This is a genomic window from Bacillus sp. UNC322MFChir4.1, from assembly GCF_000746135.1.
In the GTDB taxonomy this organism is placed as follows: Bacteria; Bacillota; Bacilli; order Bacillales; family Bacillaceae_G; genus Bacillus_A.
This window is the reverse complement of the sequence record NZ_KN050811.1, coordinates 113,715-138,226: the sequence shown is the minus strand read 5'-3', so window position 1 is coordinate 138,226 and position 24,512 is coordinate 113,715. Positions and strand designations below refer to the sequence as shown.

Sequence of the window (24,512 nt, the reverse complement as noted above, 5' to 3'; positions counted from 1 at the left end):
TTAAATCATTGGTCTCCATCCGTTAATAAAGTTCAGTGCTTCATTAAAGTCTTTCTTTAAAATGTCACGATAACTATTAACATCAAAGGCATCTTTTAAATTCCGACCTAGTAATCCGAACAACTTACGTGTAGAGTCATGGACCTCAGTATTTACATGTCCGTTTTCCCATAGAAAGTAAATACGTTTTGCCTTAGCTTTTTCCATTACCCGTTGCTGCCCATAATCGATTGTTAATTGTTCTTCAACAACCTGTTCTAATGAAGAAACTCGCTTGTTTAAATTACTTGTACCAGCTGCAAGGAGTTCGATTTGTCCGAATGGATCATTAGGAATGTTTATCTGTTTTCTCAACTGGTTTTCCATTTCTTCAAAACGAGTAACATATGTGGCTGTAAATAGAACGCCTTTTTCACCAGTTAACTTATTAGCCACCATGTCGCATCCTTTACGAGTTAAGAGGTAACAAGGTTGCTCCTTATTTTGACTATTTCGGTATGTGCTACTAATAAAAAAGTTAGGAGTGCTCAATTTTGAGCCGTCCAAAATTTCAGTGTACCCTTTAATATCTCTAAGTAAGTTCTTGTGTTCCTTACCTACCATTCCAGCAACATCTCGGCTATCGACCAAAAGTTGTCCGTTTTGATTAATAATTGATAATGTTGGTTGTTCATTTACTACTGTTAATTGATCTGTCATTTTAAATCCTCCTCACACATTTCCAAACCTAAAACTTCAATGATTCTCACTTTTTGTTTTTTTCCTTTTCGAGAACCCTTTAAAATATCGGATAAATATGAAACTGATATTTTTAGCTCAGAAGCTAACGATGTTAATGTTAAATCCCGTTCTAACAACACTTTCCTTACCTCAATACCAAAATTCGAATACTTCATCTTGATGATCACACCTTCCAAATGAGAAAATTTTCGCTAATTAATTGACTATAATTAGTCTGTGTGCTAAATTATAACTATAAAAGGTTTAAAAAATCTAAAAATTACACACGCCCCCCAGCGTCGTTAATTCTAACCGTATTTTCAACGGGATTTTCATGCCCTTTTTAGCTAACAAATTAGCTTACAAACTAATAATAATAGTCCACAGACTAAAAGTCAACACTTTTTAGCTTGTAGACTAATTATTGTTTTTTGGTGAGCCTGAAAGGTGATAAGGATGAGCATAGTAGAGACAATAAAAAACTTGTGTAAAAGCCACGATATATCAGTATCGGGATTAGAAAAAGAATTAGATTTCGGTAATGGAACAATAAGAAAATGGGACAAAGCATACCCTTCTGCCGATCGTCTACAAAAAGTTGCTGATCGTTTTAACGTGACAACTGATTTCTTATTAGGAAGAACAAACCAAATGCACATGACATCTAAAGACGAAAAAGATATCGAAAAACGAATGGAAGAAATAAAACGTGATTTAAAAGATTCTCAGGGGCTTATGTTTTCTGGTGAACCAATGAGCGAGGAAGCTGTTGATTCTTTATTAGATGCAATGGAGTATATTGTTCGTCAAACTAAAGTTATCAATAAAAAGTACGCTCCTGAAAAAAACAATAAAGGTAATTAATGTAGATTCAGGAGGGATTATATTGAAATTCATTATAAACAACACAGTCAATCAACTTTGCAAAAAACATAAAACTAAAAACCCTTTTGAGCTTGCAGATTGCTTAAACATCCACGTGTTTTTTCATGACTTACATGAAGAAATTGATGGCTTTTATAGATGTGAGAAAGGAAATAGATTTATCGCTATTAATAGTAATTTATCAGAAACAATGCAAAAAACAGTTTGCGCTCATGAATTAGGACACGCTGTACTTCATGAAGAAGTAAATACTCTATTCTTACGAAAAAATACTTTTTTGTCTGTGGATAGATTAGAAATTGAAGCTAATACATTTGCTGCTCTTTTGTTAATTGACCAAAAGACAATCAATCAAGGCGATACAAAAGCATGTATAGCCTATAAGAATAATATTCCAATTGAATTATTAGAATTCTATACGTTCTCTGAAGGGAGGTGATGGACTTGATTATTGACTTAGCTGTCGAAAGAGAAAAAAGGGCATCCAAGACTAAAGATCCTGAATTTGAAATGGTACCTATTGTCGAGAAAATTTATGAAATAGATGGAGAGATGAAATTTGAGATATCAGGATATAAGAAAACACCTATAGAGTGGTTAGATGATTGATCTAACTACTCTGCATTAAAGAAAGGAGCAATAACATAATGGCTAGTTTTAGAAAGGTGAGTAATGGTTGGCAATATCGTATCAAGTTTAAAGACCCTTATACTCAGGAATTTAAAGAAAAAACAAAACGTGGATTCAAAACAAAAAAAGAGGCCCAGATTGCTGCTGCTGAAGAGGAAAAGAAAATATTAAATGGTTTAGAGGTTGAAAGCACGCCTATGTCATTAAAATATTTCCTTCGTGACTGGTTAAAATTATTTAAAGCGAACAACGTTAGAAAAAACACCTATATCCTACATGAACGCAATGTTGAAAAACATTTAATACCTTATTTTAAAAACATCAACTTAAAAGAAATTAAACCTATGATGTACCAAAATTTCATCAATTACTTGACTGATAAAGGTTATAGTAAACGTACAGTAGAAATTATCCATGGTACAATGCATAACGCTATGAAGAAAGCGGTTAGTTTAAAAAAAATTGAGCACAACCCTTGTGAAGACGTAGTAATTTCTAATAAAAACAAAAAAGAAGAGGAAGGTCTCAAGTATATGCGAACTGAAGACATCCCTCTTTTCCTAAAAAACGCTTATCAATATAACTATATCTATTATATCTTTTTCAAAACACTAATCAATACGGGTATGCGCAAAGGTGAAGCTGCAGCATTACAATGGAGTGATATTGATTTTAAAGAACAAACAATCCGCATCACCAAAACCTTAGATTTTTCAGTAAAAAAAGGTGAAGATCTTTTCGGAGATACAAAAACATTTACTTCTAGACGTACCATTATGATACCAAAACCGCTGGTTAACGATTTACTTAACCACAAGAAATGGCAAAACGAAAACAAACTTGTTTTGCAAGAACAATATGAACATGAATTGGATTTAGTATTTACGAGAGTAGATGGTAGATTTCTTCCAAAGTCAACTTTATTTAATGCTTTTTCTCGCATCCTTAAGAAAGCGGATTTACCTAAATTAGAAATACATTCCCTTCGACATACACACGCTGTATTATTGTTAGAATCTGGTGCCAGTATGAAATACATTCAAGATCGTTTAGGGCATAAAAACATTGAAATTACTTCGAATGTTTATTCACATATCAGTGACAAGATTAATAAAGATTCCATCGCTGAATTCGAAGCATATATGAATGATGTTTTAGGTTAAAAAATTTTTTCCGGTTTTTTGCGGCTGTTTTGTGGCTGTTTTTCTCCGAAAACTTTTAACATTGATTTAGCCACAAAAAGAAAAAAGCCCCGATACCAGTAGTATCAAGGCTTCCCGCTCTTAATAAAGAGTCATATATTGATCGCGTTCCCATTGATGGACTTGCGTACGGAACATATCCCACTCAATTTCTTTAGCTTCGATAAAGTGCTCAAGTAAGTGTTCTCCTAACGCACCGCAAATAATTTCGTTTGATTTTAGTTCATTTAATGCTTGTGCTAATGTAGCTGGCAAATCATTAATGCCTGCTTTTTCACGTTCTTCTAGAGTCATTACATAAATGTTGCGATCTACCGCAGGGGGTACCGCTAGTTTATTTTTAATTCCATCAAGACCTGCTGCTAGTAATACAGCCATTGCTAAATATGGATTTGCAGCTGGGTCAACGCTACGTACTTCTACACGCGTACTTACACCGCGAGATGCAGGGATACGGATTAATGGGCTACGATTTTGCGCAGACCAAGCTACGTAACAAGGTGCTTCATATCCAGGTACTAAGCGTTTATAAGAGTTTACAGTTGGATTTGTTACAGCTGTAAAGCTTGGTGCATGTTTTAAAATACCTGCGATAAAGTGGCGAGCATCATCACTTAATTGCAGATCACCTTTTTGATCGTAGAATACGTTCTCATCATTTTTGAATAGTGATAGGTTACAGTGCATACCTGAACCGTTTACACCAAATAGTGGTTTTGGCATAAATGTTGCGTGTAAACCGTGTTTACGAGCAATTGTTTTTACAACAAGTTTAAACGTTTGAATATAGTCACATGCTTTAATTGCACTTGCATATTTGAAGTCAATTTCATGTTGCCCTGGCGCAACTTCATGGTGTGATGCTTCAATTTCAAAGCCCATTTCTTCTAGTTCAAGAACGATATCACGACGGCAGTTTTCTCCTAAATCCATTGGAGCAAGGTCAAAATATCCACCATTATCATTTAATTCTAATGTCGGATTTCCTTTTTCATCAACTTTAAATAAGAAAAACTCTGGCTCTGGTCCAAGATTGAAATCAGTGAAGCCTAGTGCTTCCATTTCTTTTAACATACGTTTTAAGTTGTTACGTGGATCACCTTCAAACGGTGTACCGTCTGCATTATAAATATCACAAATTAATCTTGCTACTTTCCCTTTTTCAGCAGTCCATGGGAAGATTACCCATGTATCTAGGTCTGGATATAAGTACATATCAGATTCTTCAATACGAACAAATCCTTCAATAGAAGATCCGTCAAACATCATTTTGTTATCTAGAGCTTTTGTTAACTGACTAACTGGAATTTCTACGTTTTTAATACTTCCTAAAAGATCCGTAAATTGCAAACGGATATACTTTACATTCTCTTCTTTCGCCAAGCGGAAAATATCTTCTTTTGTGTACTTTGCCATTTTCAATTCCTCCTTAGTCCCTCTAAACATTTTCAAAATTATCAATCATTAATGAAAAAACCTTGAAATATCACCTTGTCGTAAAGATGTTCGATTAAATCTGCCTGTATGTTGCAATTCATCTCGAAGTATTTTACGAAGTTCTGATTTCGAAATTTCCTTTACTTCTTCTCTTACTTGTATCACTTCTGATTGATTTTCCTTCATTAATAGTACTTGTTTAATACCAGCCATGTTTAAACCTTGATCTAACAAGTCTTTAATCTCTAACAATTTATCTACGTCGTTAAATGAAAATAATCTACGATTTCCTTTTGTACGGGTTGGGGAAATCAATTTATGTTCTTCATAGTAACGAATTTGACGCGCAGATAACTGTGTTAAGTCCATAACTATACTTATCGGAAACAGCGGAGCAGAACGTCGATCATTTTGTGTCACTTCAGTTCCCCCTTCGCCTTAACTTGATTCTCATTTTATATTATGTTATGTTTCATGTCAACATATGTTAGCTTTTCTAACATGATTTTTTCAAAAAAAACTTTTCACTTTATTAAAATGTCTCAAACCCTTACTTATATACAAAAAAAGCTGCCAAAATCGGCAGCTTTCATCTAAGAAATTACTAATAGATTTTTTTCAATAAGCGCATCAATAGCAGAACAAATCGCAATCTTCACATGCGAATATGTTAAGCCACCCTGCACATACGCAACATAAGGCGGGCGAATTGGACCATCTGCTGATAATTCAATACTCGCACCTTGAATAAATGTACCTGCGGCCATAATTACATCATCTTCATAACCCGGCATGTAATTTGGATACGGTGTAAAATGGGAATTGATTGGTGATGCATATTGAATCGCTTGGCAAAATGCAATCATACGCTCTTTATCATCAAATTGAACCGATTGTATTAAATCTGTTCGCGGCGCATCCCAAGTTGGTGATGTGTTCATACCAAGCTTCTCTAAAAATGCCGCTGTAAAAATTGCACCTTTTAATGCTTGACTAGCAACATGAGGCGCTAAGAAAAATCCTTGATACATCTCTTGTAAACTATATAAAGAAGCGCCAGCTTCCGCTCCAATACCTGGAGACGTTAAACGATATGCACACGCTTCTACATATTGCTCTTTCCCAACAATGTAGCCGCCTGTTTTCACGATGCCGCCACCTGGATTTTTAATAAGTGAACCTGCCATTAAATCTGCACCAACATGACACGGTTCTAACTCTTCTACAAATTCTCCGTAGCAGTTGTCTACAAAGACAACAACATCTGGTTTAATTTCTTTTACAAACGCAATCATTTCTTTAATTTCAGCAATTGTAAATGATGGGCGAGTTGCATAGCCCTTTGAACGTTGAATTCCAATCATTTTTGTATTTTCATGGATTGCCGCTTGCACTGCAGCGAAATCAACACGTCCCTCTTTTGTTAAAGCAACTGCCTGGTAACCGATATTATACTCTTTAAATGAGCCAACACCTTTTCCACGAACACCAACAATTTCTTCTAACGTATCATATGGCTTCCCCGTTATATATAACAATTCATCACCAGGGCGTAAAATCCCAAATAGCGCTGTAGAGATTGCGTGAGTTCCAGAAATAATTTGCGGACGTACAAGGCCTGCTTCTGCCCCAAATACATCAGCATACACTTTTTCTAACGTATCACGGCCGATATCATCGTAGCCATATCCTGTTGTTGGAATAAAGTGCGCATCACTAATTTTATGATTACGAAAACTTTCTAACACACGAAATTGATTACTTTCAATCACTTCATCAATTTGTTTATGTATATCTGTAATTTGCATTTCTACTTCTTTTACAATCGAGGCAATCTTTTCCCCATTCTTCAATCGATTAAACATCTTCTTTCCCTTCTCCTTTTCTCGTTGAATATTTATAAATTTGTCCATTTAGCGGAGAATGAGCAAAAATATACCCTGTACATTCATATGCTTGCTTCTCATCTTGAAACTTCATTTCCGTTAATACTGTATCTGTTTTTAAAAGCGTCAACAATCTGCCTTCATGCACCGGAATCATTAATTCATACGAATCCATTCGCTTCATCATTTCTATTTCTACAACTTCTTTTAATCTTTCTAAATCTTCCTCATAAAAAGCACTTGTCATAATAAAATCATTTTTTGGGAACGGAATGAAGTTTGGATGTAACTTATCCTTTTTGTTATATACAGTAATCATTGGGATATGATCAAATTCAAGATTTTGCAATAGGTTTTTCACGGTTTCTTCATGCCCAATATAATTCGGATCAGCTGAATCAATAACATGCAAAATAACATCCGCTTCATTTACTTCTTCTAATGTGGAACGAAATGCCGCAACTAACGATGTCGGCAAATCTTGAATAAACCCAACTGTATCTGTTAATAACACTGTATATCCACATGGCAACTGCATTTTACGTGTCGTCGGATCAAGAGTCGCAAACAGTAAATCTTCTTCAAATGTATCAGCCGCTGTTAATCTGTTAAACAGCGTAGATTTACCAGCATTCGTGTATCCGACTAAAGAAACTTGAAAAACTTGATTTCCTTTACGTCGCTCACGATATCTCTTGCGGTGCTCTACCACACCAGAGAGTTGCCGTTTAATTTCATCAATGCGAGAACGAATATGACGACGATCTGTTTCCAACTTTGTTTCTCCCGGTCCTCTTGTACCAATCCCACCACCAAGACGAGATAACGCTTGCCCTTGTCCCACAAGACGCGGCAACGCATATTGGAGCTGCGCAAGTTCCACTTGCAATTTACCTTCTCTCGACTTTGCGCGCTGAGCAAAAATATCTAATATCAGTTGCGTCCGATCAATGACTCTTGAATCTAACTGTGCTGATAAATTTCGAATTTGGCTCGGTGTTAATTCATTATTAAAAATGATAACATCTGGCTCTAATTCTTCTACAAGTAGAGAAAGTTCTTCTAACTTCCCTTTTCCAACATACGTTGCTGGATGAAACTTAGTACGTTTTTGCACCGCAATAACTAACACTTCTGCTTGCGCTGTTTTTGCTAATGATGCTAATTCTTCCATTGAGTGTTCAAAACGTTCTTCATCATCTTCAGGTAATTGACAGCCAACGAGTATCACTTTTTCTTTTTTTTCTAACAAATATTCTCACGCATCCTTTTCGAAAGTTAAACCTTCTAATATAATAGCAGAGTAAGAACATTTCATCTAGTTAGTGAGGGAGAATTTCATGGCATGGGATTTATTTAGCATCATCGGTACAATCGCTTTCGCTTTAAGCGGAGCAATCATCGCGATGGAAGAAGAATATGATATTTTCGGGGTTTATATTTTAGGAATGGCAACCGCGTTTGGGGGAGGCGCACTGCGTAATTTATTAATTGGCTATCCAATTGTTTCACTTTGGAAACAAGATATGTTATTTGAAATTGCAATGTTGTCAATGACTATTATATTTTTATTCCCGAACAAACTCATCAAACATTGGAAACGCTGGGAAAATATCACCGATGCAATCGGTTTATCTGCATTTGCAATTCAAGGTGCATTATATGCACAAAAACTAAATCTACCAATTAGCGCAACGATTGTCGCAGCTGTCTTAACAGGAATCGGTGGCGGTATTATCCGTGATTTATTAGCACGCCGAAAACCACTTGTACTACGAGCAGAGATTTATGCACTTTGGACAATTTTAGCTGGATTTTTAATTGGTACTAAAATTGTAACAAGTGACTTGGCATTATATGTTTTATTCGTTCTTATCGTATGTTTCCGTATGATTTCTATCTATTACCAATGGCATTTGCCACATCGTAGTGTAGAAAAAATCAATCATTTCAATGATAGATAACAGATTAACTCTTTACTTTTAACATACTATAATTAGAAGAGGATACTATGTCCAATATGAAGACGTAGATCCTCTTTTTTTCTTACATTGTATATTACATAATTAGAGAGTCAACTACCCACCACTTCTTGCCCTTCACGCGCTTGAAGATGGGGGTGAATTTCGGAAATGCGGTAAAACATCGGCTTTTTATTTGACTAAAAATCAACAATGAAATTTAACAGCGCCAAAAACAAAATAGCCACTTTCTGTTAGAGAGTGGCTTTGTACGAGTACGATTACTACATGTTACAAGGCTAGTATGTAAGTAATTACTTAAATGCATATTGCCTTATCCACAAAAAGAACACTTGTTCTATTATTTTCTAATTAGTCTCGTTAAAGCCATCCCAAGAAATCCAACACCCATTCCTATCAGCCATCCAATTTGGGAACTTCCTAACAAAGATCCCACTCCTCCACCAAGAAACATGCAGCCAACGAATACTAATACTCCAACGCCCGATTTCTGCCGATCCATAATTCAATCACACCCTTTCAATAAAACATATGCTATTAGCTAACTAACTTTTCCTGAATATGATATGTTAATTATTTTGCTAGAGGTGGTATAGTTGTTTGGCTTAGAATCAGCATTGGTCAAGGAATTCAAAAGATGGAGATGGACGGCTTTGAAGGAATTGTAGGAGATGAATTTAACTTTTAAGTACCATAACTTAAGAGTTGTGGACAAATTCTTCTTCAACTAACCAGTGATTTTCCACAATCGGGCGCTTTAATGGAATAAAAGGAGAGCATATATTAGTCATGTATAATATGTGCTTTCCTTTATTTTTAGGGATTTTTATAATTTAGGTCTTGATAAATTTCATAAAGGCGTTTTCTTTTTCATCTCATCCTTATCAAAAAAATTCCACTGATAGAAGTATTATTTTATTGCATGTTTTTTGTACATATCCGTAAATACTATTCCTTAAAGAGAGGTGAGACAAGTGACAAAACACGTAAATAAAGGCGCGCAAAGAAGTTCCGTTGATCAATTTGGGCATGATTTAAATTCCGCACATGAAAAAAGCAAAAAAATGGAACGTTATCACAAAGCATATCAACAAAAAGCAAAAGACGAACAGGAGTGAAATAAAATGGCAAAAGGAAACAACAATCGTAACCGAGGGCAAGGCAGCAGCGTGAATCCACAAGGACTAGCTTCAGATGTAGCAGATCAGAGTCCAAAAAGCCAATTAGAACAACGCGCAAAAACAAAAAATACGAAATAAAACACGAAGCATTACGCTTCGTGTTTTATAATAAATAATTTATGAATTGCACTCTCCATCTTCAAGTAACAAATCACTACTAGAAATTGTTATTAAATCATATTTATCGTACGTTTCTTCCTGAAGCAGCCTCATCGCTTGTGTACGAATGGATTTTTCCACAATATTACGAACGTAACGTCCATTGCTAAAAGAAGTGATCTGTGATGAATATTTTACTGCATTTAAATGATCGCGAAGATTCCACTCTGCCTCTTTTGATAATTGATATTCCCGTTCATCGTACATTTGTTTCCCTATCTCTAATAATTGATTGACAGTGTAATCAGAAAACTCAATAATGAAAGGAAAACGAGATTGCAAACCAGGGTTTAATGATAGAAAATGGTTCATCTCACGTGAATACCCTGCTAAAATGAGCACAAAAGCATGTTGCTTATCTTCCATATGTTTAACAAGCGTATCAATTGCCTCTTTCCCAAAATCTTTTTCACCCCCACGTGCAAGTGAATAAGCCTCATCAATAAACAATATCCCCCCCATTGCTTTTCGAATGAGGTCACGTGTTTTTTGTGCAGTATGCCCAATATATTCACCGACTAAATCCGCTCGTTCCGCTTCAACTAAATGCCCTTTCGATAACACATTCATCTCAAATAATAATTTTCCAATCATCCTAGCAACAGTTGTTTTCCCCGTTCCCGGATTTCCTTTAAACAACATATGAAGGACTTGTTTCTCTGATTTCAAACCCGCTTCTTGCCGTTTTTTATTTACATAAATCCATGCATAAATTTCTTTTATAATTTTTTTAATTTCCTGCATTCCAATAAGCTTGCTCATTTCTTCTTCAATTCGCTGCAACATTTCATGTTTTGTAACAGTTTCATTTGAAAGATTTTGTTTTTGTTCTGGAGAAGAAACTGAAATTTTCTGTCGGTGATTAAGCACAATGTTAATTTGGTTATTATTCTTCTTTCGCATCGACTGTTCCATACAATCACCTCATTTTTATCATTTCATTGATAGATATTATCAAAATTTACACTTTACCAAGAAATAAACATTTTCTGAAAATTTTTGTTATAATGTAAGAAAACTAGGGAGGTGGGACTATGTCAACAAAAGAACTTAATGATACAGTACAAGCTTTCTCTGCTTATTTATTAAATAAGGGACGAAAGCCTTCGACTATTAAAAGATATGTCTACGACATCGAGGATTTTCTTCATTGGTTACAAAAAAACAAAAAAATTTCTTCTAATAATATATGGGAGACTCTTTGTACAAAAGACTATGAAGATTATTTTTCGGACTTGAAAATAAAACGTCATTACTCCGAAAAAACAATGCACCGTGTGTTTATTGTGCTAAATCGACTGTATCATTTTTTAAACTTGCCTAGCCCACTAAAAGATATGGAACTTATCATACAGCCAGATCGTACATTACGAGATGAAGATTTCATTTCACCACAAGAAGAACAGCGTTTAAAATATATTTTAACTTCATTAGAAGGACTGTCAGACAAACAGCGACCTGTACGTCCATTACTCATGGATCGAAACGTATGCATTATTATGCTTCTGCTCGATTACGGATTATCATTACAAGAACTCGTCTCATTGAATATGCAGCATGTTCATTTTGAAAATAATACATTAGCTATTCCCGCTATATCTGGAATAGAACGAGTCATTACATTAACTGAAGAAGATAAGAAAAGGTTATATCATTACTATAAAAAAATTCCTGAGCCAGTACGCCCAAAATACCATAGCTCAGATCCAGTATTTGTGGCCTTTGACTTTAACCGAAATACATTCCGTTGGATATATGAAAATGACGCTCCAAAAAGATTGACAGAAATTTCCGTACAAAAAATGATTCGACTTGAAGTATCACGCGCAGGGCTTCGTAAAGGTATCTCTGCTCAACATTTACGTAATACGTTTATTTTACGACTCATTCAACACCACATTCCTGAACAGAAAATTATCAAACGGGTTGGTTTCAAATCAAAAATTTCATTAAAAAGATATTATAACTATGCAAAGCAAAAAGAGAACGCCTCGTAATAAGCTAACGGGTTCGATTATTGGGAACAAACTATAAATAACAACAAAAACGGAGAAAAATGCAATTCCTATAATATCTTTAATCCGCTCTCTTTCCTTCTTTATATTCTGGAGAATTATGATTTTCTTATAATTTACTGGTCAAATTGAGTTTGCTCTGTAGTGCACAAATATTTTTAAACTTTAATTCAAGAAGGATATTAAAATATTCCGTTAAAAAACGCTCAGAAATCTGAGCGTTTTTGCTTATTGTAGAAATGAAAAAAGAGCGAATCATTCGCTCTTTTTACTATGTACAATTCTTTACTATTCTAATTCGATTGAAACGTTCTTTTGTGGAACAAATGTAGAAATCGCATGTTTATAAATAAGCTGTTGCTTACCTTCTGTTTCCAACAATACAGTAAAATTATCGAATCCTTTAATTAAACCACGAAGTTGGAAGCCATTTAATAAGTACAGCGTAACAAACGTATTCTCTTTACGGAGTTGGTTTAAAAATTGATCTTGAATATTGATTGATTGCTTCATGTCGAATCCTCCTCTTTTTCTCTACTACTTATTATTCGACTTAAGTTGTAGCTTTCCTTCTGTGTACTGTAAAATTTCTCGAAATTTTTCACCACTTGTAACGTCAAACCATTTAACATCCATTTTATTACGGAACCAAGTTAATTGTCGTTTTGCATAGCGACGGGAATTCGTTTTTAAAGCGATTATCGCTTCTTCTAACGAAGTTTCCTCATCAAAATATTCATACAGTTCTTTATAACCAATCGCTTGAATAGATTGACAACCCCGAATTCCTTCTTCATATAATCGTTTAACTTCATCCAATAAACCTTGTTCCATCATAATGTCTACACGTAAATTAATGCGACTATATAATAAATCTCGATCCATTGTTAGACCAATTAAAGCAACATCATATAACAATTCATTTTCTTGTTGTTCTAGTTGATCACTCATTTTTTGCCCTGTTGCATGAAAAATTTCTAAAGCACGAATGACACGTCTTATATTGTTCGGATGAATACGCTTTGCACTTATTGGATCAACTTCTTCTAGCTTCCCATGTATATACTCTACACCGCGCTCCTCAGCTAATTGTTCTAACTGCTTACGGTATACATGATCTCCCGGCTCATCAGAAAACTGGTAATCATATAACACGGATTGTACGTATAAACCTGTTCCTCCAACAATTATAGGAAGTTTACCGCGCTTTGTAATATCCTCTATATGACAGCGTACAAGTTCTTGAAACTCAGCAACAGAGAAGGAATCTTCTGGATTTTTTATATCAATCATATAATGAGGAATTCCGTCCATCTCTTCTTCTGTAACTTTCGCCGTACCTATATCCATACTACGATAGATTTGCATTGAATCACCGCTTATAATTTCCCCATTCAATGCTTTTGCCAATTCAATGCTAAGCTTCGTCTTTCCAACTGCAGTTGGTCCAATAATAACAACAACTTTTTCCTGTTTTTCTACTCCCATATACTTCAACTCTCTTTATGTAACGTTATACATCTGATTATTATATCCAATCTTACCAACTTTAATAGCCAAAATGCAAGTTATCTTATTACGGTAATTGAAATTGTATATATGTTTATTAAAAAATACAACCTTTTTTGCATGTTTTGTCCAACCACTTCATATACATAGTAAAAACAAAAATGGAGATGATACTATGAAAGATGGACAAGCTGCTATTGATTTCCGCTCATTAATAGAAGATTTGATTTTAGCAACAGCAACAAATAAAATACATTGCTCCCAAGAAGAGCTATACTTTGCACTAAATTGTTTACTCCGGTCATTTCATATAATACTTACAGATGAAGAAACAGACTCAATGAATACCGAATATATCCAAACTCAGTTTTGCACCGCATATAACATTATAACGGGACGAACAATATATCCATTCTAAACAATCCTCCATCCTCATCTTTATATATCCATTTTAATTTTTCGACATTCTTGTCTAGCTCTGCCTCCTAAGCCTTCATCTCTAAGAACATTCCTTCTGTGTGAAAGAACCTTAGCCAACAGGCCTAAACAGTTGACTCCGCATTTCGTTAAAAGTTGCTGTTATGCAACATGACCTCCATTCACTTGCTCCTTCTGTTTTAAGCATTGCACGTGGCAGGAAAAGGCTCTGACTGCTCCAATGCACGACCAGATGCTCTCGACCTTCCCTAAAAAGAAAGGAGGTTTTTATGTCGCTTTTTCACTTATATAACTCGGCGTGAAAATTACCAAATAAAAAACACCTCTTTACAAAAGAAGTGTTTTTGTTTGGTTATAACGACGCTTGATAGATCGCTACAACATCTTGTTTATTTAATTGTTTAAACTGGCCAAACTCACCATAAACCATTGCCTTTTCTGCCATAAGATCAATTTGTTCTTCACCAATTTCGTAATCTGCTAAACGATCCGGCGCTCCAATAGATGTCCAAAATTGACGTAATGCTTCAATTCCTTCTAATGCTATGTCAACATCGGTCTTTCCTCCTGTTTGAACATGAAATACTCGAATTGCAAATTGTTTAAAACGATCTACATTTTCATGTAAAACATGTTTCATCCAGTTCGGGAATAAAATTGCTAAACCGCCGCCATGCGGAATGTCGTACACTGCTGAAACAGCATGCTCAATGTTATGCGTTGCCCAGTCCCCGCGTACACCCATTGCCAAAATACCATTTAACGCCATTGTACCACAATATAAAATGGTTTCTCGATGCTCATAACTTTCTAAGTCATTTAGCAATTTTGGAGCTGTTTCAATAACCGTTTGTAAAATAGATTCACAGTAGCGGTCCTGCAATGCTGTATTTGTACCTTGGTGAAAATATTGCTCAAGTACATGCGACATAATGTCAACGATACCATAAATGGTTTGGTTACGCGGTACAGAAGTTGTGTGGTTTGGGTCTAAAATCGAAAATTGCGGAAATGTTACAGCACTCCCCCAGCCATACTTCTCATTTGTTTCCCAATTTGTAATAACTGAACCTGCATTCATTTCAGAACCTGTTGCAGCTAAAGTTAACACTGTTCCAAAAGGTAATGCTTCTGTTGCGATCGCTTTTTTCGTAACAAGATCCCACGCATCTCCTTCATACTTACTACCAGCAGCAATCGCTTTTGTGCAATCTATAACACTTCCACCACCCACAGCTAAAATAAACTCGACATCATTTTCTTTACAAATTTGAATCCCTTTGTTTACTGTTGATAAACGGGGGTTTGGCTCTACACCACTTAACTCAAAAATTTCTGCATCTATTTCTTTTAACATAGATATTACATTATCGTAAATTCCATTTTGCTTAATACTTCCACCACCGTATACGAGTAACACCTTTTTCCCGTATTGAGGTATTTCTAATTTCAATTGTTCTAATTGACCTTTTCCAAAAATAAGCTTTGTTGGATTACGAAACACAAAGTTTTGCATACACTTCATCCTTTCTAGATAAAAGTAACTATACTTTTGTATATCATATATTTCGTTTTTTATAAAAAAATTTGCTTATAAAAAAAGAATCTCAGTTAAAACTGAGACTCTTTTAATAATAAGGTGAAATCATTAAGTATACGATAACTCCAGAAAGACTTACATATAACCAAATTGGCATTGTCCAACGTACAATTTTACGATGGCGAGTCAATTGGTTTGTAAATCCGTATACTAAAGAAAATAATGCAAGTGGCACAATAATAGCAGCAAGGAAAATATGTGTAATTAAAATAAGGAAATATACATATTTAATGATTCCTTCTCCACCAAAATGCGTTGCTGGTGCTAAATAATGATACGTTAAATACGAAACACAAAATAGCAATGTTGTTGTAAATGCGGCAAGAATAAACCCTCTATGTAGCTTTACATTCTTTTTAATAATTGAGAACAACGCTGCTAGTAAAAACACAAATGTAAAACTATTACAAATCGCATTGACAAGTGGTAAAATTGTTACATCAAAATGTACTTCTCCTTTGTATCCAACCGATCCAAAAAACAAAAATAAAATAATCGCATTGACAACCACAGAAAGCGTTATCACAACAGGAGCATAGCTCTTCTGTTTCACAGAATGATCAGTCAAATTATTCACTCCCTTATTTTTCTTAAAATATACAGTAGCTTCATTATTTTAACATATTATCAATATTGTAAATGTGACAAATGTTTGAATAATACTATAAAGTAAAATACCTACAATTGTAGTTCTTATCACTCTCAAGTAGAAAGATAAAAAATCCTTCTTAAGTCTTTTACCACTTAAGAAGGATTGTATCGTTTTATATTTAAAATTTCAAATTATTACACTCGCTTTAATTTTTATTAAAAAACATGTCGCTATATGCTTGAAAAATCTCTGTTAATTGAAAACCAATAAGAGACATTGCTGTTAATGAAAAGAAACCAATTAATACGAAACGAATCCACATACGAATCTCCTCCTTGTATCATTCATTTAAAATTCAGATAACAAATCGGATGATAGTGGTCGTCTCCTTCTTTTTTCTTTACAATAGCAGTAATATACCGAATAAATAACATAATAACTATAGGGAAATATACATGCTTCAAGTTTGTCGGTCTTAGCGATATTTCTCCTTGCACGTCGGATGGGGACGTTAAAGAAAAATGAGCACTATTCATTTCCCCATATACAAATAGGAATTGAATACATAATACAATACTTACAATTGACATGATATCTTCCCAATCAGTCGTATACAAAAAATTATATATATCTAGCACATATTCCTCCAACGTTACCCCTCCTTTCTTTTTTTACTATTTTCCTAATATTCGTATAAAAAGTCAAGAAAAATATTTTATATACACTGTGGTAATATTGATTACATATAATGGAATCTCTCGGTTGATCTATCTTCACCTGTACCTCTTATTGTTATTTACATCTACTTTATCCAAGTTATAACAAGAATATTTTCAGTCCAAGGCCGCATTACCCAAAGTTTTTTCTGTCCCCATCGGTAGGAAAGATCCTCCAATCATTATTCCTTCAAAGCAATCCCATCAAAAACAATTCAAATGAAAGCTGGTATAACAGACGTGCATTCGAGAGTTTGGATTGCCGGTCAAACTGCTACTCAATATGACACAATGATAACAAGCAATAAAGATTCGAGCCTAATCATCCCGATTATCATCGGTCTTATCTCGCTATTACTCGTTGTATACTTACGCTCTATTACAGCTATGTTGTATTTAATGGCTACTGTTATACTATCATTTGGTTCAGCTCTAGGGTTCGGGTGGTTAATTATTCATCATATAATGGGAGCAGAAGCAATTCAAGGCGCTTTTTGCCTCGTCCGAGGGGATTCTAGCCGCTAGAGCTGGACAATGTTTCTAATCTTGAGGTAGGGGTCTTACTGCCCGTTGATGCGGGATAAACAGTATCCCTATTATTTATGGATGAAATATAAAACGTAGCGCCTTACTTAAAACAGTCGGTACTACAGATCCATGATTTTCTCCCTCAGCTTTATGAAACGAGAATCGTAATCTGCTATGCTGCATCTTGTATAATCGATCAGATAACGCATTTACATCTTGAACCATATGATCTTTTTCTAATGACCCCACTGTAAGAAATACACCAATCTCAGAATTCATTTTATTTAATTCATTTATAAAATTAGATTCTTTTTCTAAAACAGATTGATTATTCCACCAAATAGAAGGACTGCTTATAAAGTATGTTTGAAATGCATGTATGTTTGTAAATAAGACATGTAAAGCAAATAACCCACCTAACGAATGGCCAAATAATGTTTGTCTCTTTGTATCAATCGGAAAATATTTAGTAAGCTCAGGTTTTAGCTCTTCTTGAAAAAACTCTAAAAAATGATTCGCTCCCCCTGTTACCGGCCACGGTTTACCATCTGGTTTTGGCGGCAAAATAAGAGATGATGCTGGAGGAGTGAAATCATAAAATCGATATGTAGAAGAAAAACTTTCTTTTATTTGATAGCCAACTCCAACAATAATTGCTGGTACAATTCCTGTTTTTTCAGATCTAACTGCTTGGATGCGCACAGCTTCTTCAAACGTTTGAAAAAAAGCATTCCCATCTAATACATAAATAATAGGATAACCCGAAGGTGGTTCTGGCTGTTTCGGCTTTGCTATATAAATTTGATACTGACGATTTTCTCTTTTCGAATACATCGTCCATTGCTCTGTGTTAGAAATTACGACATTTCGTGTCTCCGGTATAGGCTGCATTGTCGCCCTCCTCTTACATGTTTAATTTGTTACATAAACTTTTGCACGTCCTTCTTGTAATGCACTATCATACCCAAAACACACAGGAGCACCATTATAAGGATCTATCATTACCCTTGCATCAATATGAAACACACGTTTCAATACTTCATTTGTAATGATTTCTAATGGGCTCCCAATCTTAATGATTTCCCCTGCTTTCATCGTAATGATTTCATGTGAAAAACGTGCTGCATGATTAATATCATGTAAAACCATAACAACTGTACATTTATGTTCTTGGTTCAATCGTTCAACAATTTGCAGTACTTCTAGCTGATGAGCCATATCAAGATAAGTTGTTGGTTCATCTAATAGTAAAACTTCTGTTTCTTGTGCTAAAGCCATTGCTAGCCATACTTTTTGTCTTTGTCCTCCTGATAAATTTCCAATTTGACGGTTGCGAAAAGGAGTGATATTTGTAATTCCCATTGCCCATTCAATCATTTCTTTATCTTTTGATGATAATTTATTCACATTATTACGATGCGGATATCGTCCGTAAGAAATAAGCTCTTCTACTTTTAATTCTGATGGAGCAATTGGATTTTGTGGTAATAACGCAAGTTGCTTCGCAATTTGTTTTGTTGAAATGGTATGTAAATCTTGTCCTTGCAAGTACACCTTTCCACTTTTCTGCTTTAAAATTCGCCCCATTGTTTTTAGTAGCGTAGATTTCCCGCATCCATTTGGTCCAATAATCGTCGTCACTTTTCCCTCTTGTATTTCTATATTTAAATCACGAAATACCGTAAGCTTTTCATAGCTCGTTTCTAAATTTTCTGTGCTTAAAACACTCACTCATCTTCACTCCTTTTACGCTTTCGCTTTAAATAACAAATATAGAAAATACGGTACACCAATGATAGAAATGACAATTCCAACCGGTAACTCTATTGGTGTGAAAACAGTCTTTGCAATAAAGTCAGAAACAATAACAAGTAACATACCAATCACACCACATATCGGAATAACTTGATTATGATGAATTCCAACGAGACGTTTTGCAATATGCGGTGCCATCAACCCAACAAATCCAATACTTCCAGAAACAGAAACGCAAGCACTCACTATTCCAATACCGCTTAATAATAAAATGGATTTCTCTTTTTCGACTGAAATTCCGAGACTTTTTATACTCGTCTCTTCTAGTTGAAACATATCAAGTAAATATGCTTTCCTTTGTATCATAGGCACTAAAATAATTAACCATGGTAACATCGCAATAATATATTTCCAATTTGCATTATATATGCTCCCTGAGACCCAAACTGCTGCCATTTCAAAATCAGTAGCCTTCATTTTCAAAGATAAATATACAGAGAAAGAACTAAGACCGTAACCAATTGCTATTCCTGTTAATAATAGGCGCTGTGAATCTAATCTTCCGCCTTTCCAAGAAAATATATAAATTAAGATTGCAGAACCAAGTCCCCCGGCCAAGCCAAATAACGGCAGAAGCATAATAGAAAACCAGTCTGTACTCTTGATTTGTCCTTGAAAGAAAAACATAAAGACAACAATAGCCGCCCCTGCACCCGCATTAATTCCTAAAATACCTGGATCCGCCAATCCATTTCGTGTAACTCCCTGAATAGCAGCTCCCGCAACGCCAAGACCAAACCCTACTAATGCTGCAATTACTATTCTGGGAAGCCTAAAATCAAATATAACTAAATCATGTTCAGGCACAGGATTTATTCGAAATACCGTCCGAATTATATCCATAACTGTCATATCAAATGTACCATTCGTTAAACTAATATAAATGGCAACTATAACCAAAAACAGGATTACACTAAATGTGACCATATAACACTGCCATGAATCTCTATGCATGTTTCTCTCCTCCTCTTGTTCGAATTAAATAAAGGAAGAAAGGAACTCCAATCAATGAAGTAACGACCCCTATTGGTGTTTCAAATGGATAATTTATAAATCTACTCAATACATCACATAAAGCGAGAAAGACTCCGCCTATTATACCGGCACACGGTATAATCCACCTATAGTCTACTCCAATTAAAAAACGAGTAATATGAGGGATGATTAATCCTACAAAACCTACCTTCCCAACTACAGCTACAGCAGTACCTGTTAAACACACAACAGATAGGATTGCAGCAACTTTCACAAGTTTTGTACGTTGGCCCAAATTAATAGAAACCTCTTCTCCTAATGAGAGAATTGTAATAGATTTTGAAATTACAAGTGCCAAAACAATACCAATAACACCAAATGGAATAGATAATTTTAATATCTTTGGATCGATTTGGTCCAACTTTGCATTGTACCAAAAACTAACATTTTGAGAAAGTTGGAAGTAAGATGCAATTGCTATTGCCGTACTATTTAAAAATGTTCCTATAACAGTTCCTATAATAGCTAAACGAACCGGCGATAATCCATTTCGAAGCAATGAACCAAATCCAAAAACAATTCCCGCTCCTAATGCCGAACCAAGCATAGAATATAGTATCATATTCATTGAAGACATCCCTGGAATAAATACCATGCAAATCGTAATAACAAACATTGACCCCTCTGTCACACCCATAATAGAAGGGGATGCAAGATAGTTTCTTGTCATCCCCTGCATAAGTGCTCCTGATATGGCCAAAAATGCTCCTACTAATAACGCACCAATTGCTCTCGGTAAACGAGATGTAATAATAATATTATGATTTACATTTCCTGAATCAAAATGGAATAGCGCATTCCAAGCTGTCTCAAAAGTAATATTTTTTGCTCCATACAATATGGATAACATAATCGTTAATAAAATTAACACAGGTGCCAAACATAAAATCATCATTGGTACTGCATTCATTTTCCGCATATCATTCAACGCACCTTACTATTTATTTAGATAAGTTTTTTTCTGCAGCTTTTAAGAAAGCTGTTTTACTCCAAGCTGTACCGCCTTGGGCCATTGGATCAACAGCGTTTACGAATACTTTTTTATCTTTTACAGCGTTAATACTTTGCCAAATTGGATTGCTTTGTAAATCTTCTAGCGCTTTCGGATTATCTTTATTTTCGCTTCCTTCAAATTGAACAAAGATATAATCCGGATTCATTTCTGCAAACTTTTCTAAAGCAATTTTTTCTTGCTTTTTAACTGCTTTAATCGCTTCAGGAGCCGTTAAGCCTAAATCTTTATAAATTACTGGATTGAAATAAACATCTTCTGGGTACAGATTAATGCTTCCTTCTCTCAATCTTATTACAACAACTTTTTTATCTTTTAATTTATCTGCTACTTTTTCTTTCGTTTTCGCAGCATCCGCTTTATAATCTTTTATAATTTTTTCCGCTTTATCTTTTTTACCAGTTAGCTCACTCATTAATTTTAGATTATCTTCCCAATGTGTTGAAATATGAGAAACAGGGAATGTTGGTGCTACTTTTGTAAATTTTTCCGCTGTCTCTGCTGGGAATTTAGAACTAGATGTAATAACATCTGGCTTTAATTTAAGTAGTGTTTCAAAATTCGGCTGCATTTTTTCACCAATAGATTCTGCACCTTTTAAATCTTTAGCTAAATAGTCAGGTATTTTCCCACCTACTGTAATTGCAGCTACTGGTTTCACTCCAAGTATGGCTGCATCTTCCATTGATTCTAAACTAGCTGTTGCAATTTTTGTTACTTTTGCAGGCACTGTATATTCTTTACCAAGGTATGTAATTTTCTGTTTTTCATCTTTCTTTGCTGTAGTTTCTACACTTTCCGTTTTCTTCTCACTTGAACTTTTTTCTGCACTATTACATGCAGCAAAACCTAAACTTAATACTGTAACCATTCCTAGTGTAAATAACTTTTTGTTCATATTAAAAAATGCTCCTTTCAAAAATAAAAATTTATAACTTTGTCAATCTAATAAAATATTATTCTTATCTATATATTGCAGTATAATTAGCCAATATTGACACTTACATTCTTCACTTCCCCTATTAAACATAGTATCTTTTAATCCCCCTTATCTATAAATACCGATAATGATTATCATTATTGATTATATGCGTAACCTAAAATTATTTCAAGAATGATTTTCAAACTTTTAACAAAAAATAGAAAATAATAGTTAAAAATCCATATTTCTCATAAATCTTTTTCTTTTACACCTACTAATTTTTGAACAATGAACCCTATAAAAGAGGTGTGATAAAATGGAAGTCTCACTTTATGGCGAGTTTTTTATTCAAAAGATGATTTCAGCTATTAAAAGTCGTGCATAGAAGTGGTTAGGGCCTTTTCCTGCCACATGCGAAGTTTAAAACAAAGGGGGAAAGCGAGTAGCGGTTATATTGTATTCTGCATAGCAGCGACTTACAAAGAAAAGCGGAAGCGGCTCACTCAGAACAAGAGGGGGATGGAGCTTCTGACATAGAGGCGCTTTTTGCCTCGGCGGAAGACGCGAAGCCACCGACTGTTCTAGCCGCTGGAGCTGGATCATAAAGAAAAGCGGAGCCGACTGTTTAGGAGGCAGCGCTAGACAAAGATGTCGAAAAATTAAAACGGATTTATATAAATAATGCTATATAATCCAAAACCCCGAATAGGAACACTATTCGGGGTTTTCACTTTGTTGAAAAAGTCGTTTGTCAATAAATAAACGACTTTTTCTATAAACTTTACTTCTCTATATTTGGGCTTTTTATGGTTAAAAATTACTTATTTCTGAATAAAACACCATGTTTTAACCCGAAAAATCAGTTGAACTTACAACAAGATTGTTAAAGATTCACTTGACGGATTTGTTTTTCAACAGTATGAAAACCCCGAATAGGAACACTATTCGGGGTTTTGTCTTTTAAGCTTTTTCTTCAAATAATCTTGCAATTTCAATAATAACTTGAACGGCCTTTTCCATATTATCTACAGATACATATTCAAATTTACCGTGGTAGTTTTCTCCGCCCGTAAAAATATTTGGTGTCGGTAGACCCATATACGATAACTGTGAACCATCAGTTCCTCCGCGAATTGGTTGAATATTTGGTTCGATATCAAGATTTTTCATCGCTTCATATGCAACGTCAACAATCTCTTTCACTGGTTCAATCTTTTCTTGCATATTGTAATATTGATCATTCATCTCAAGAATAATATTTTCTGCACCATACTTTTCTTGCATCTGTTTTGTAATGGCTGCTACGTTCTCTTTTCTAGTATTAAAATGTTCGCGATCAAAATCACGAATAATGTAAGTAGATTGACTTCGCTCAACATCACCATTTATAGAAATAAGGTGGTAAAATCCTTCGTACCCCTCTGTATATTCCGGTGCTTCTTCTGCTGGGAGTTTCCCATGGAATTCCATTGCGAGCTTACTCGCATTTACCATTTTATTTTTAGCTGTTCCTGGATGTGTGCTGTTCCCTTTAAAGGTGATTTTAGCACCAGCTGCGTTAAAGCTTTCATATTCTAATCCACCTAGTGGACCTCCATCCATTGTATATGCAAATGAAGCTCCAAAAGCTTCTACATCAAAATGAGCCGGACCGCGGCCAATTTCTTCATCAGGTGTAAATGCTACTCTAATTTTCCCGTGTTTAATTTGTGGATTATGTAATAAGTAATTCATTGCCGTCATAATTTCTGTAATGCCTGCTTTATCATCCGCACCAAGAAGTGTTGTTCCATCCGTTGTAATTAATGTATGGCCTTGATAAGATGGGAGTTCTGGAAATAATTCTGGAGTTAATATAACACCAAGCTCCTTATTTAACGTAATTGCTTTACCATCAAAATTTTCATGAATTTGCGGCTTCACATTTTTCCCAGTAAAATCTGTTGCTGTATCTAAATGGGCTAAAAAACCAATTACAGGTACCTGCTTGTCCGTATTTGCAGGAAGCGTAGCCATCACGTAGCCATTCTCATCCATCGTTACTTCTGATAATCCAATCGCTTTCAGCTCTTCTACCAGTTGCTTTGCGAATTCAATTTGACCCGGCGTTGATGGTACAGTTTGACTTTCTGCATCAGATTGTGTATCCACCTTAACATATCTTGTAAAGCGTTCGATAATTTCTTTTTTCATACTCTCTCACTCCTTTTTATCTATCTCTATTTATTATAAACCTTTGTAACATATT

At 34.9% G+C, this 24,512-nt stretch carries 29 protein-coding genes; 10 read left to right on the top strand and 19 right to left on the bottom strand.

The features are described 5' to 3' along the window. Entirely contained in the window at positions 1-699 is a 699-nt protein-coding gene (locus BR72_RS21345; protein ID WP_035436739.1) for a Rha family transcriptional regulator, read from the bottom strand. Then, positions 696-896 (bottom strand): helix-turn-helix domain-containing protein, encoded by a 201-nt coding sequence (locus BR72_RS21340; RefSeq protein WP_035436736.1) that lies wholly within the window; start codon positions 894-896, stop codon positions 696-698. Before BR72_RS21340 ends, BR72_RS21345 begins: the two co-directional genes overlap by 4 nt. 280 nt (positions 897-1,176) lie before the next feature. Between BR72_RS21340 and BR72_RS21335 the strand changes: the two genes are divergently transcribed. The 4 genes from BR72_RS21335 to BR72_RS21325 are packed head-to-tail and all read left to right on the top strand — an operon-like array spanning position 1,177 to position 3,398. Further along, the gene (locus BR72_RS21335; protein WP_035436734.1) at positions 1,177-1,584 is read left to right on the top strand and encodes a helix-turn-helix domain-containing protein; all 408 of its coding nucleotides are present in this window, start codon (positions 1,177-1,179) and stop codon (positions 1,582-1,584) included. Between the two features lie 22 nt (positions 1,585-1,606). Then, positions 1,607-2,044, top strand: a complete 438-nt coding sequence (locus BR72_RS21330; RefSeq protein ID WP_035436732.1) for an ImmA/IrrE family metallo-endopeptidase — start codon at positions 1,607-1,609, stop codon at positions 2,042-2,044. Positions 2,045-2,049: 5 nt separating this feature from the next. Continuing rightward, complete coding sequence (locus BR72_RS26860) at positions 2,050-2,214, top strand: hypothetical protein (RefSeq protein WP_090995006.1); 165 nt, start codon at positions 2,050-2,052, stop codon at positions 2,212-2,214. A 38-nt stretch (positions 2,215-2,252) separates the two neighbouring features. Next, positions 2,253-3,398 (top strand): tyrosine-type recombinase/integrase, encoded by a 1,146-nt coding sequence (locus BR72_RS21325; protein WP_035436730.1) that lies wholly within the window; start codon positions 2,253-2,255, stop codon positions 3,396-3,398. Between the two features lie 120 nt (positions 3,399-3,518). Here the strand turns inward: BR72_RS21325 and glnA are convergent, their stop codons facing one another. The 4 genes from glnA to hflX all read right to left on the bottom strand — a co-directional run bounded on the left by glnA (position 3,519) and on the right by hflX (position 8,012). Beyond that, positions 3,519-4,853, bottom strand: a complete 1,335-nt coding sequence (gene glnA, locus BR72_RS21320; protein WP_035436728.1) for a type I glutamate--ammonia ligase — start codon at positions 4,851-4,853, stop codon at positions 3,519-3,521. Positions 4,854-4,901: 48 nt separating this feature from the next. Next, on the bottom strand, positions 4,902-5,243 hold the full coding sequence (locus BR72_RS21315; RefSeq protein WP_051957390.1) for a MerR family transcriptional regulator: 342 nt from the start codon (positions 5,241-5,243) through the stop codon (positions 4,902-4,904). A 224-nt stretch (positions 5,244-5,467) separates the two neighbouring features. Beyond that, positions 5,468-6,739 (bottom strand): methionine gamma-lyase family protein, encoded by a 1,272-nt coding sequence (locus BR72_RS21310; protein ID WP_035436722.1) that lies wholly within the window; start codon positions 6,737-6,739, stop codon positions 5,468-5,470. Next, on the bottom strand, positions 6,732-8,012 hold the full coding sequence (gene hflX / locus BR72_RS21305; RefSeq protein WP_035436719.1) for a GTPase HflX: 1,281 nt from the start codon (positions 8,010-8,012) through the stop codon (positions 6,732-6,734). Before hflX ends, BR72_RS21310 begins: the two co-directional genes overlap by 8 nt. A gap of 88 nt (positions 8,013-8,100) precedes the next feature. Between hflX and BR72_RS21300 the strand changes: the two genes are divergently transcribed. Beyond that, complete coding sequence (locus tag BR72_RS21300) at positions 8,101-8,724, top strand: trimeric intracellular cation channel family protein (RefSeq protein WP_035436716.1); 624 nt, start codon at positions 8,101-8,103, stop codon at positions 8,722-8,724. Between the two features lie 358 nt (positions 8,725-9,082). Here BR72_RS21300 and BR72_RS26855 read toward each other — a convergent pair whose 3' ends face one another. Beyond that, positions 9,083-9,244, bottom strand: coding sequence for a hypothetical protein (locus tag BR72_RS26855; RefSeq protein ID WP_035436715.1), 162 nt, complete (start codon positions 9,242-9,244; stop codon positions 9,083-9,085). Positions 9,245-9,716: 472 nt separating this feature from the next. Between BR72_RS26855 and BR72_RS26850 the strand changes: the two genes are divergently transcribed. Both BR72_RS26850 and BR72_RS27380 read left to right on the top strand, forming a co-directional pair. Next, entirely contained in the window at positions 9,717-9,860 is a 144-nt protein-coding gene (locus BR72_RS26850) for a hypothetical protein (protein WP_177206866.1), read from the top strand. A gap of 6 nt (positions 9,861-9,866) precedes the next feature. Further along, complete coding sequence (locus BR72_RS27380) at positions 9,867-10,001, top strand: hypothetical protein (protein ID WP_256216715.1); 135 nt, start codon at positions 9,867-9,869, stop codon at positions 9,999-10,001. A 39-nt stretch (positions 10,002-10,040) separates the two neighbouring features. On the opposite strand, the gene spoVK is transcribed toward BR72_RS27380, so the two are convergent. Next, positions 10,041-10,997, bottom strand: a complete 957-nt coding sequence (gene spoVK, locus BR72_RS21290) for a stage V sporulation protein K (protein WP_035436714.1) — start codon at positions 10,995-10,997, stop codon at positions 10,041-10,043. A 119-nt stretch (positions 10,998-11,116) separates the two neighbouring features. Between spoVK and BR72_RS21285 the strand changes: the two genes are divergently transcribed. Continuing rightward, entirely contained in the window at positions 11,117-12,079 is a 963-nt protein-coding gene (locus tag BR72_RS21285; protein ID WP_035436713.1) for a tyrosine-type recombinase/integrase, read from the top strand. 306 nt (positions 12,080-12,385) lie between these two features. Here BR72_RS21285 and hfq read toward each other — a convergent pair whose 3' ends face one another. After that, a complete protein-coding gene (hfq, locus tag BR72_RS21280; RefSeq protein WP_000813896.1) occupies positions 12,386-12,610 on the bottom strand; it encodes an RNA chaperone Hfq in 225 nt (74 codons plus the stop codon). Between the two features lie 24 nt (positions 12,611-12,634). Further along, positions 12,635-13,585, bottom strand: a complete 951-nt coding sequence (gene miaA, locus BR72_RS21275; protein ID WP_035436712.1) for a tRNA (adenosine(37)-N6)-dimethylallyltransferase MiaA — start codon at positions 13,583-13,585, stop codon at positions 12,635-12,637. Positions 13,586-13,781: 196 nt separating this feature from the next. Between miaA and BR72_RS21270 the strand changes: the two genes are divergently transcribed. Beyond that, the gene (locus BR72_RS21270; protein ID WP_035436710.1) at positions 13,782-14,024 is read left to right on the top strand and encodes a hypothetical protein; all 243 of its coding nucleotides are present in this window, start codon (positions 13,782-13,784) and stop codon (positions 14,022-14,024) included. Between the two features lie 372 nt (positions 14,025-14,396). Here the strand turns inward: BR72_RS21270 and BR72_RS21265 are convergent, their stop codons facing one another. The 3 genes from BR72_RS21265 to BR72_RS21255 form a co-directional block, all read right to left on the bottom strand. Beyond that, a complete protein-coding gene (locus tag BR72_RS21265; RefSeq protein ID WP_035436707.1) occupies positions 14,397-15,560 on the bottom strand; it encodes an iron-containing alcohol dehydrogenase in 1,164 nt (387 codons plus the stop codon). 112 nt (positions 15,561-15,672) lie between these two features. Continuing rightward, a complete protein-coding gene (locus BR72_RS21260) occupies positions 15,673-16,221 on the bottom strand; it encodes a DUF420 domain-containing protein (RefSeq protein WP_371261850.1) in 549 nt (182 codons plus the stop codon). A gap of 359 nt (positions 16,222-16,580) precedes the next feature. Next, positions 16,581-16,886 carry a hypothetical protein gene (locus BR72_RS21255; RefSeq protein ID WP_035436701.1) on the bottom strand — a complete coding sequence of 102 codons (306 nt, stop codon included), beginning with the start codon at positions 16,884-16,886 and terminating at the stop codon, positions 16,581-16,583. A gap of 306 nt (positions 16,887-17,192) precedes the next feature. On the opposite strand from BR72_RS21255, the gene BR72_RS25990 reads away from it, so the two are divergent. After that, positions 17,193-17,477, top strand: coding sequence for an MMPL family transporter (locus BR72_RS25990; protein WP_420482270.1), 285 nt, complete (start codon positions 17,193-17,195; stop codon positions 17,475-17,477). Positions 17,478-17,552: 75 nt separating this feature from the next. On the opposite strand, the gene BR72_RS21250 is transcribed toward BR72_RS25990, so the two are convergent. From BR72_RS21250 to pepT, 6 genes are all read right to left on the bottom strand, one after another. Continuing rightward, on the bottom strand, positions 17,553-18,371 hold the full coding sequence (locus BR72_RS21250) for an alpha/beta hydrolase (RefSeq protein WP_035436698.1): 819 nt from the start codon (positions 18,369-18,371) through the stop codon (positions 17,553-17,555). A 21-nt stretch (positions 18,372-18,392) separates the two neighbouring features. Continuing rightward, positions 18,393-19,211, bottom strand: a complete 819-nt coding sequence (locus tag BR72_RS21245) for an ABC transporter ATP-binding protein (RefSeq protein ID WP_035436686.1) — start codon at positions 19,209-19,211, stop codon at positions 18,393-18,395. A 15-nt stretch (positions 19,212-19,226) separates the two neighbouring features. Beyond that, positions 19,227-20,249 carry a FecCD family ABC transporter permease gene (locus BR72_RS21240; RefSeq protein WP_035436684.1) on the bottom strand — a complete coding sequence of 341 codons (1,023 nt, stop codon included), beginning with the start codon at positions 20,247-20,249 and terminating at the stop codon, positions 19,227-19,229. Next, a complete protein-coding gene (locus BR72_RS21235) occupies positions 20,242-21,249 on the bottom strand; it encodes a FecCD family ABC transporter permease (protein WP_035436677.1) in 1,008 nt (335 codons plus the stop codon). Before BR72_RS21235 ends, BR72_RS21240 begins: the two co-directional genes overlap by 8 nt. Positions 21,250-21,271: 22 nt before the next feature. Then, positions 21,272-22,240, bottom strand: a complete 969-nt coding sequence (locus BR72_RS21230) for an iron-hydroxamate ABC transporter substrate-binding protein (RefSeq protein WP_035436675.1) — start codon at positions 22,238-22,240, stop codon at positions 21,272-21,274. Positions 22,241-23,224: 984 nt separating this feature from the next. Further along, complete coding sequence (gene pepT / locus BR72_RS21225; RefSeq protein WP_035436670.1) at positions 23,225-24,457, bottom strand: peptidase T; 1,233 nt, start codon at positions 24,455-24,457, stop codon at positions 23,225-23,227. Positions 24,458-24,512: the final 55 nt, after the last annotated feature.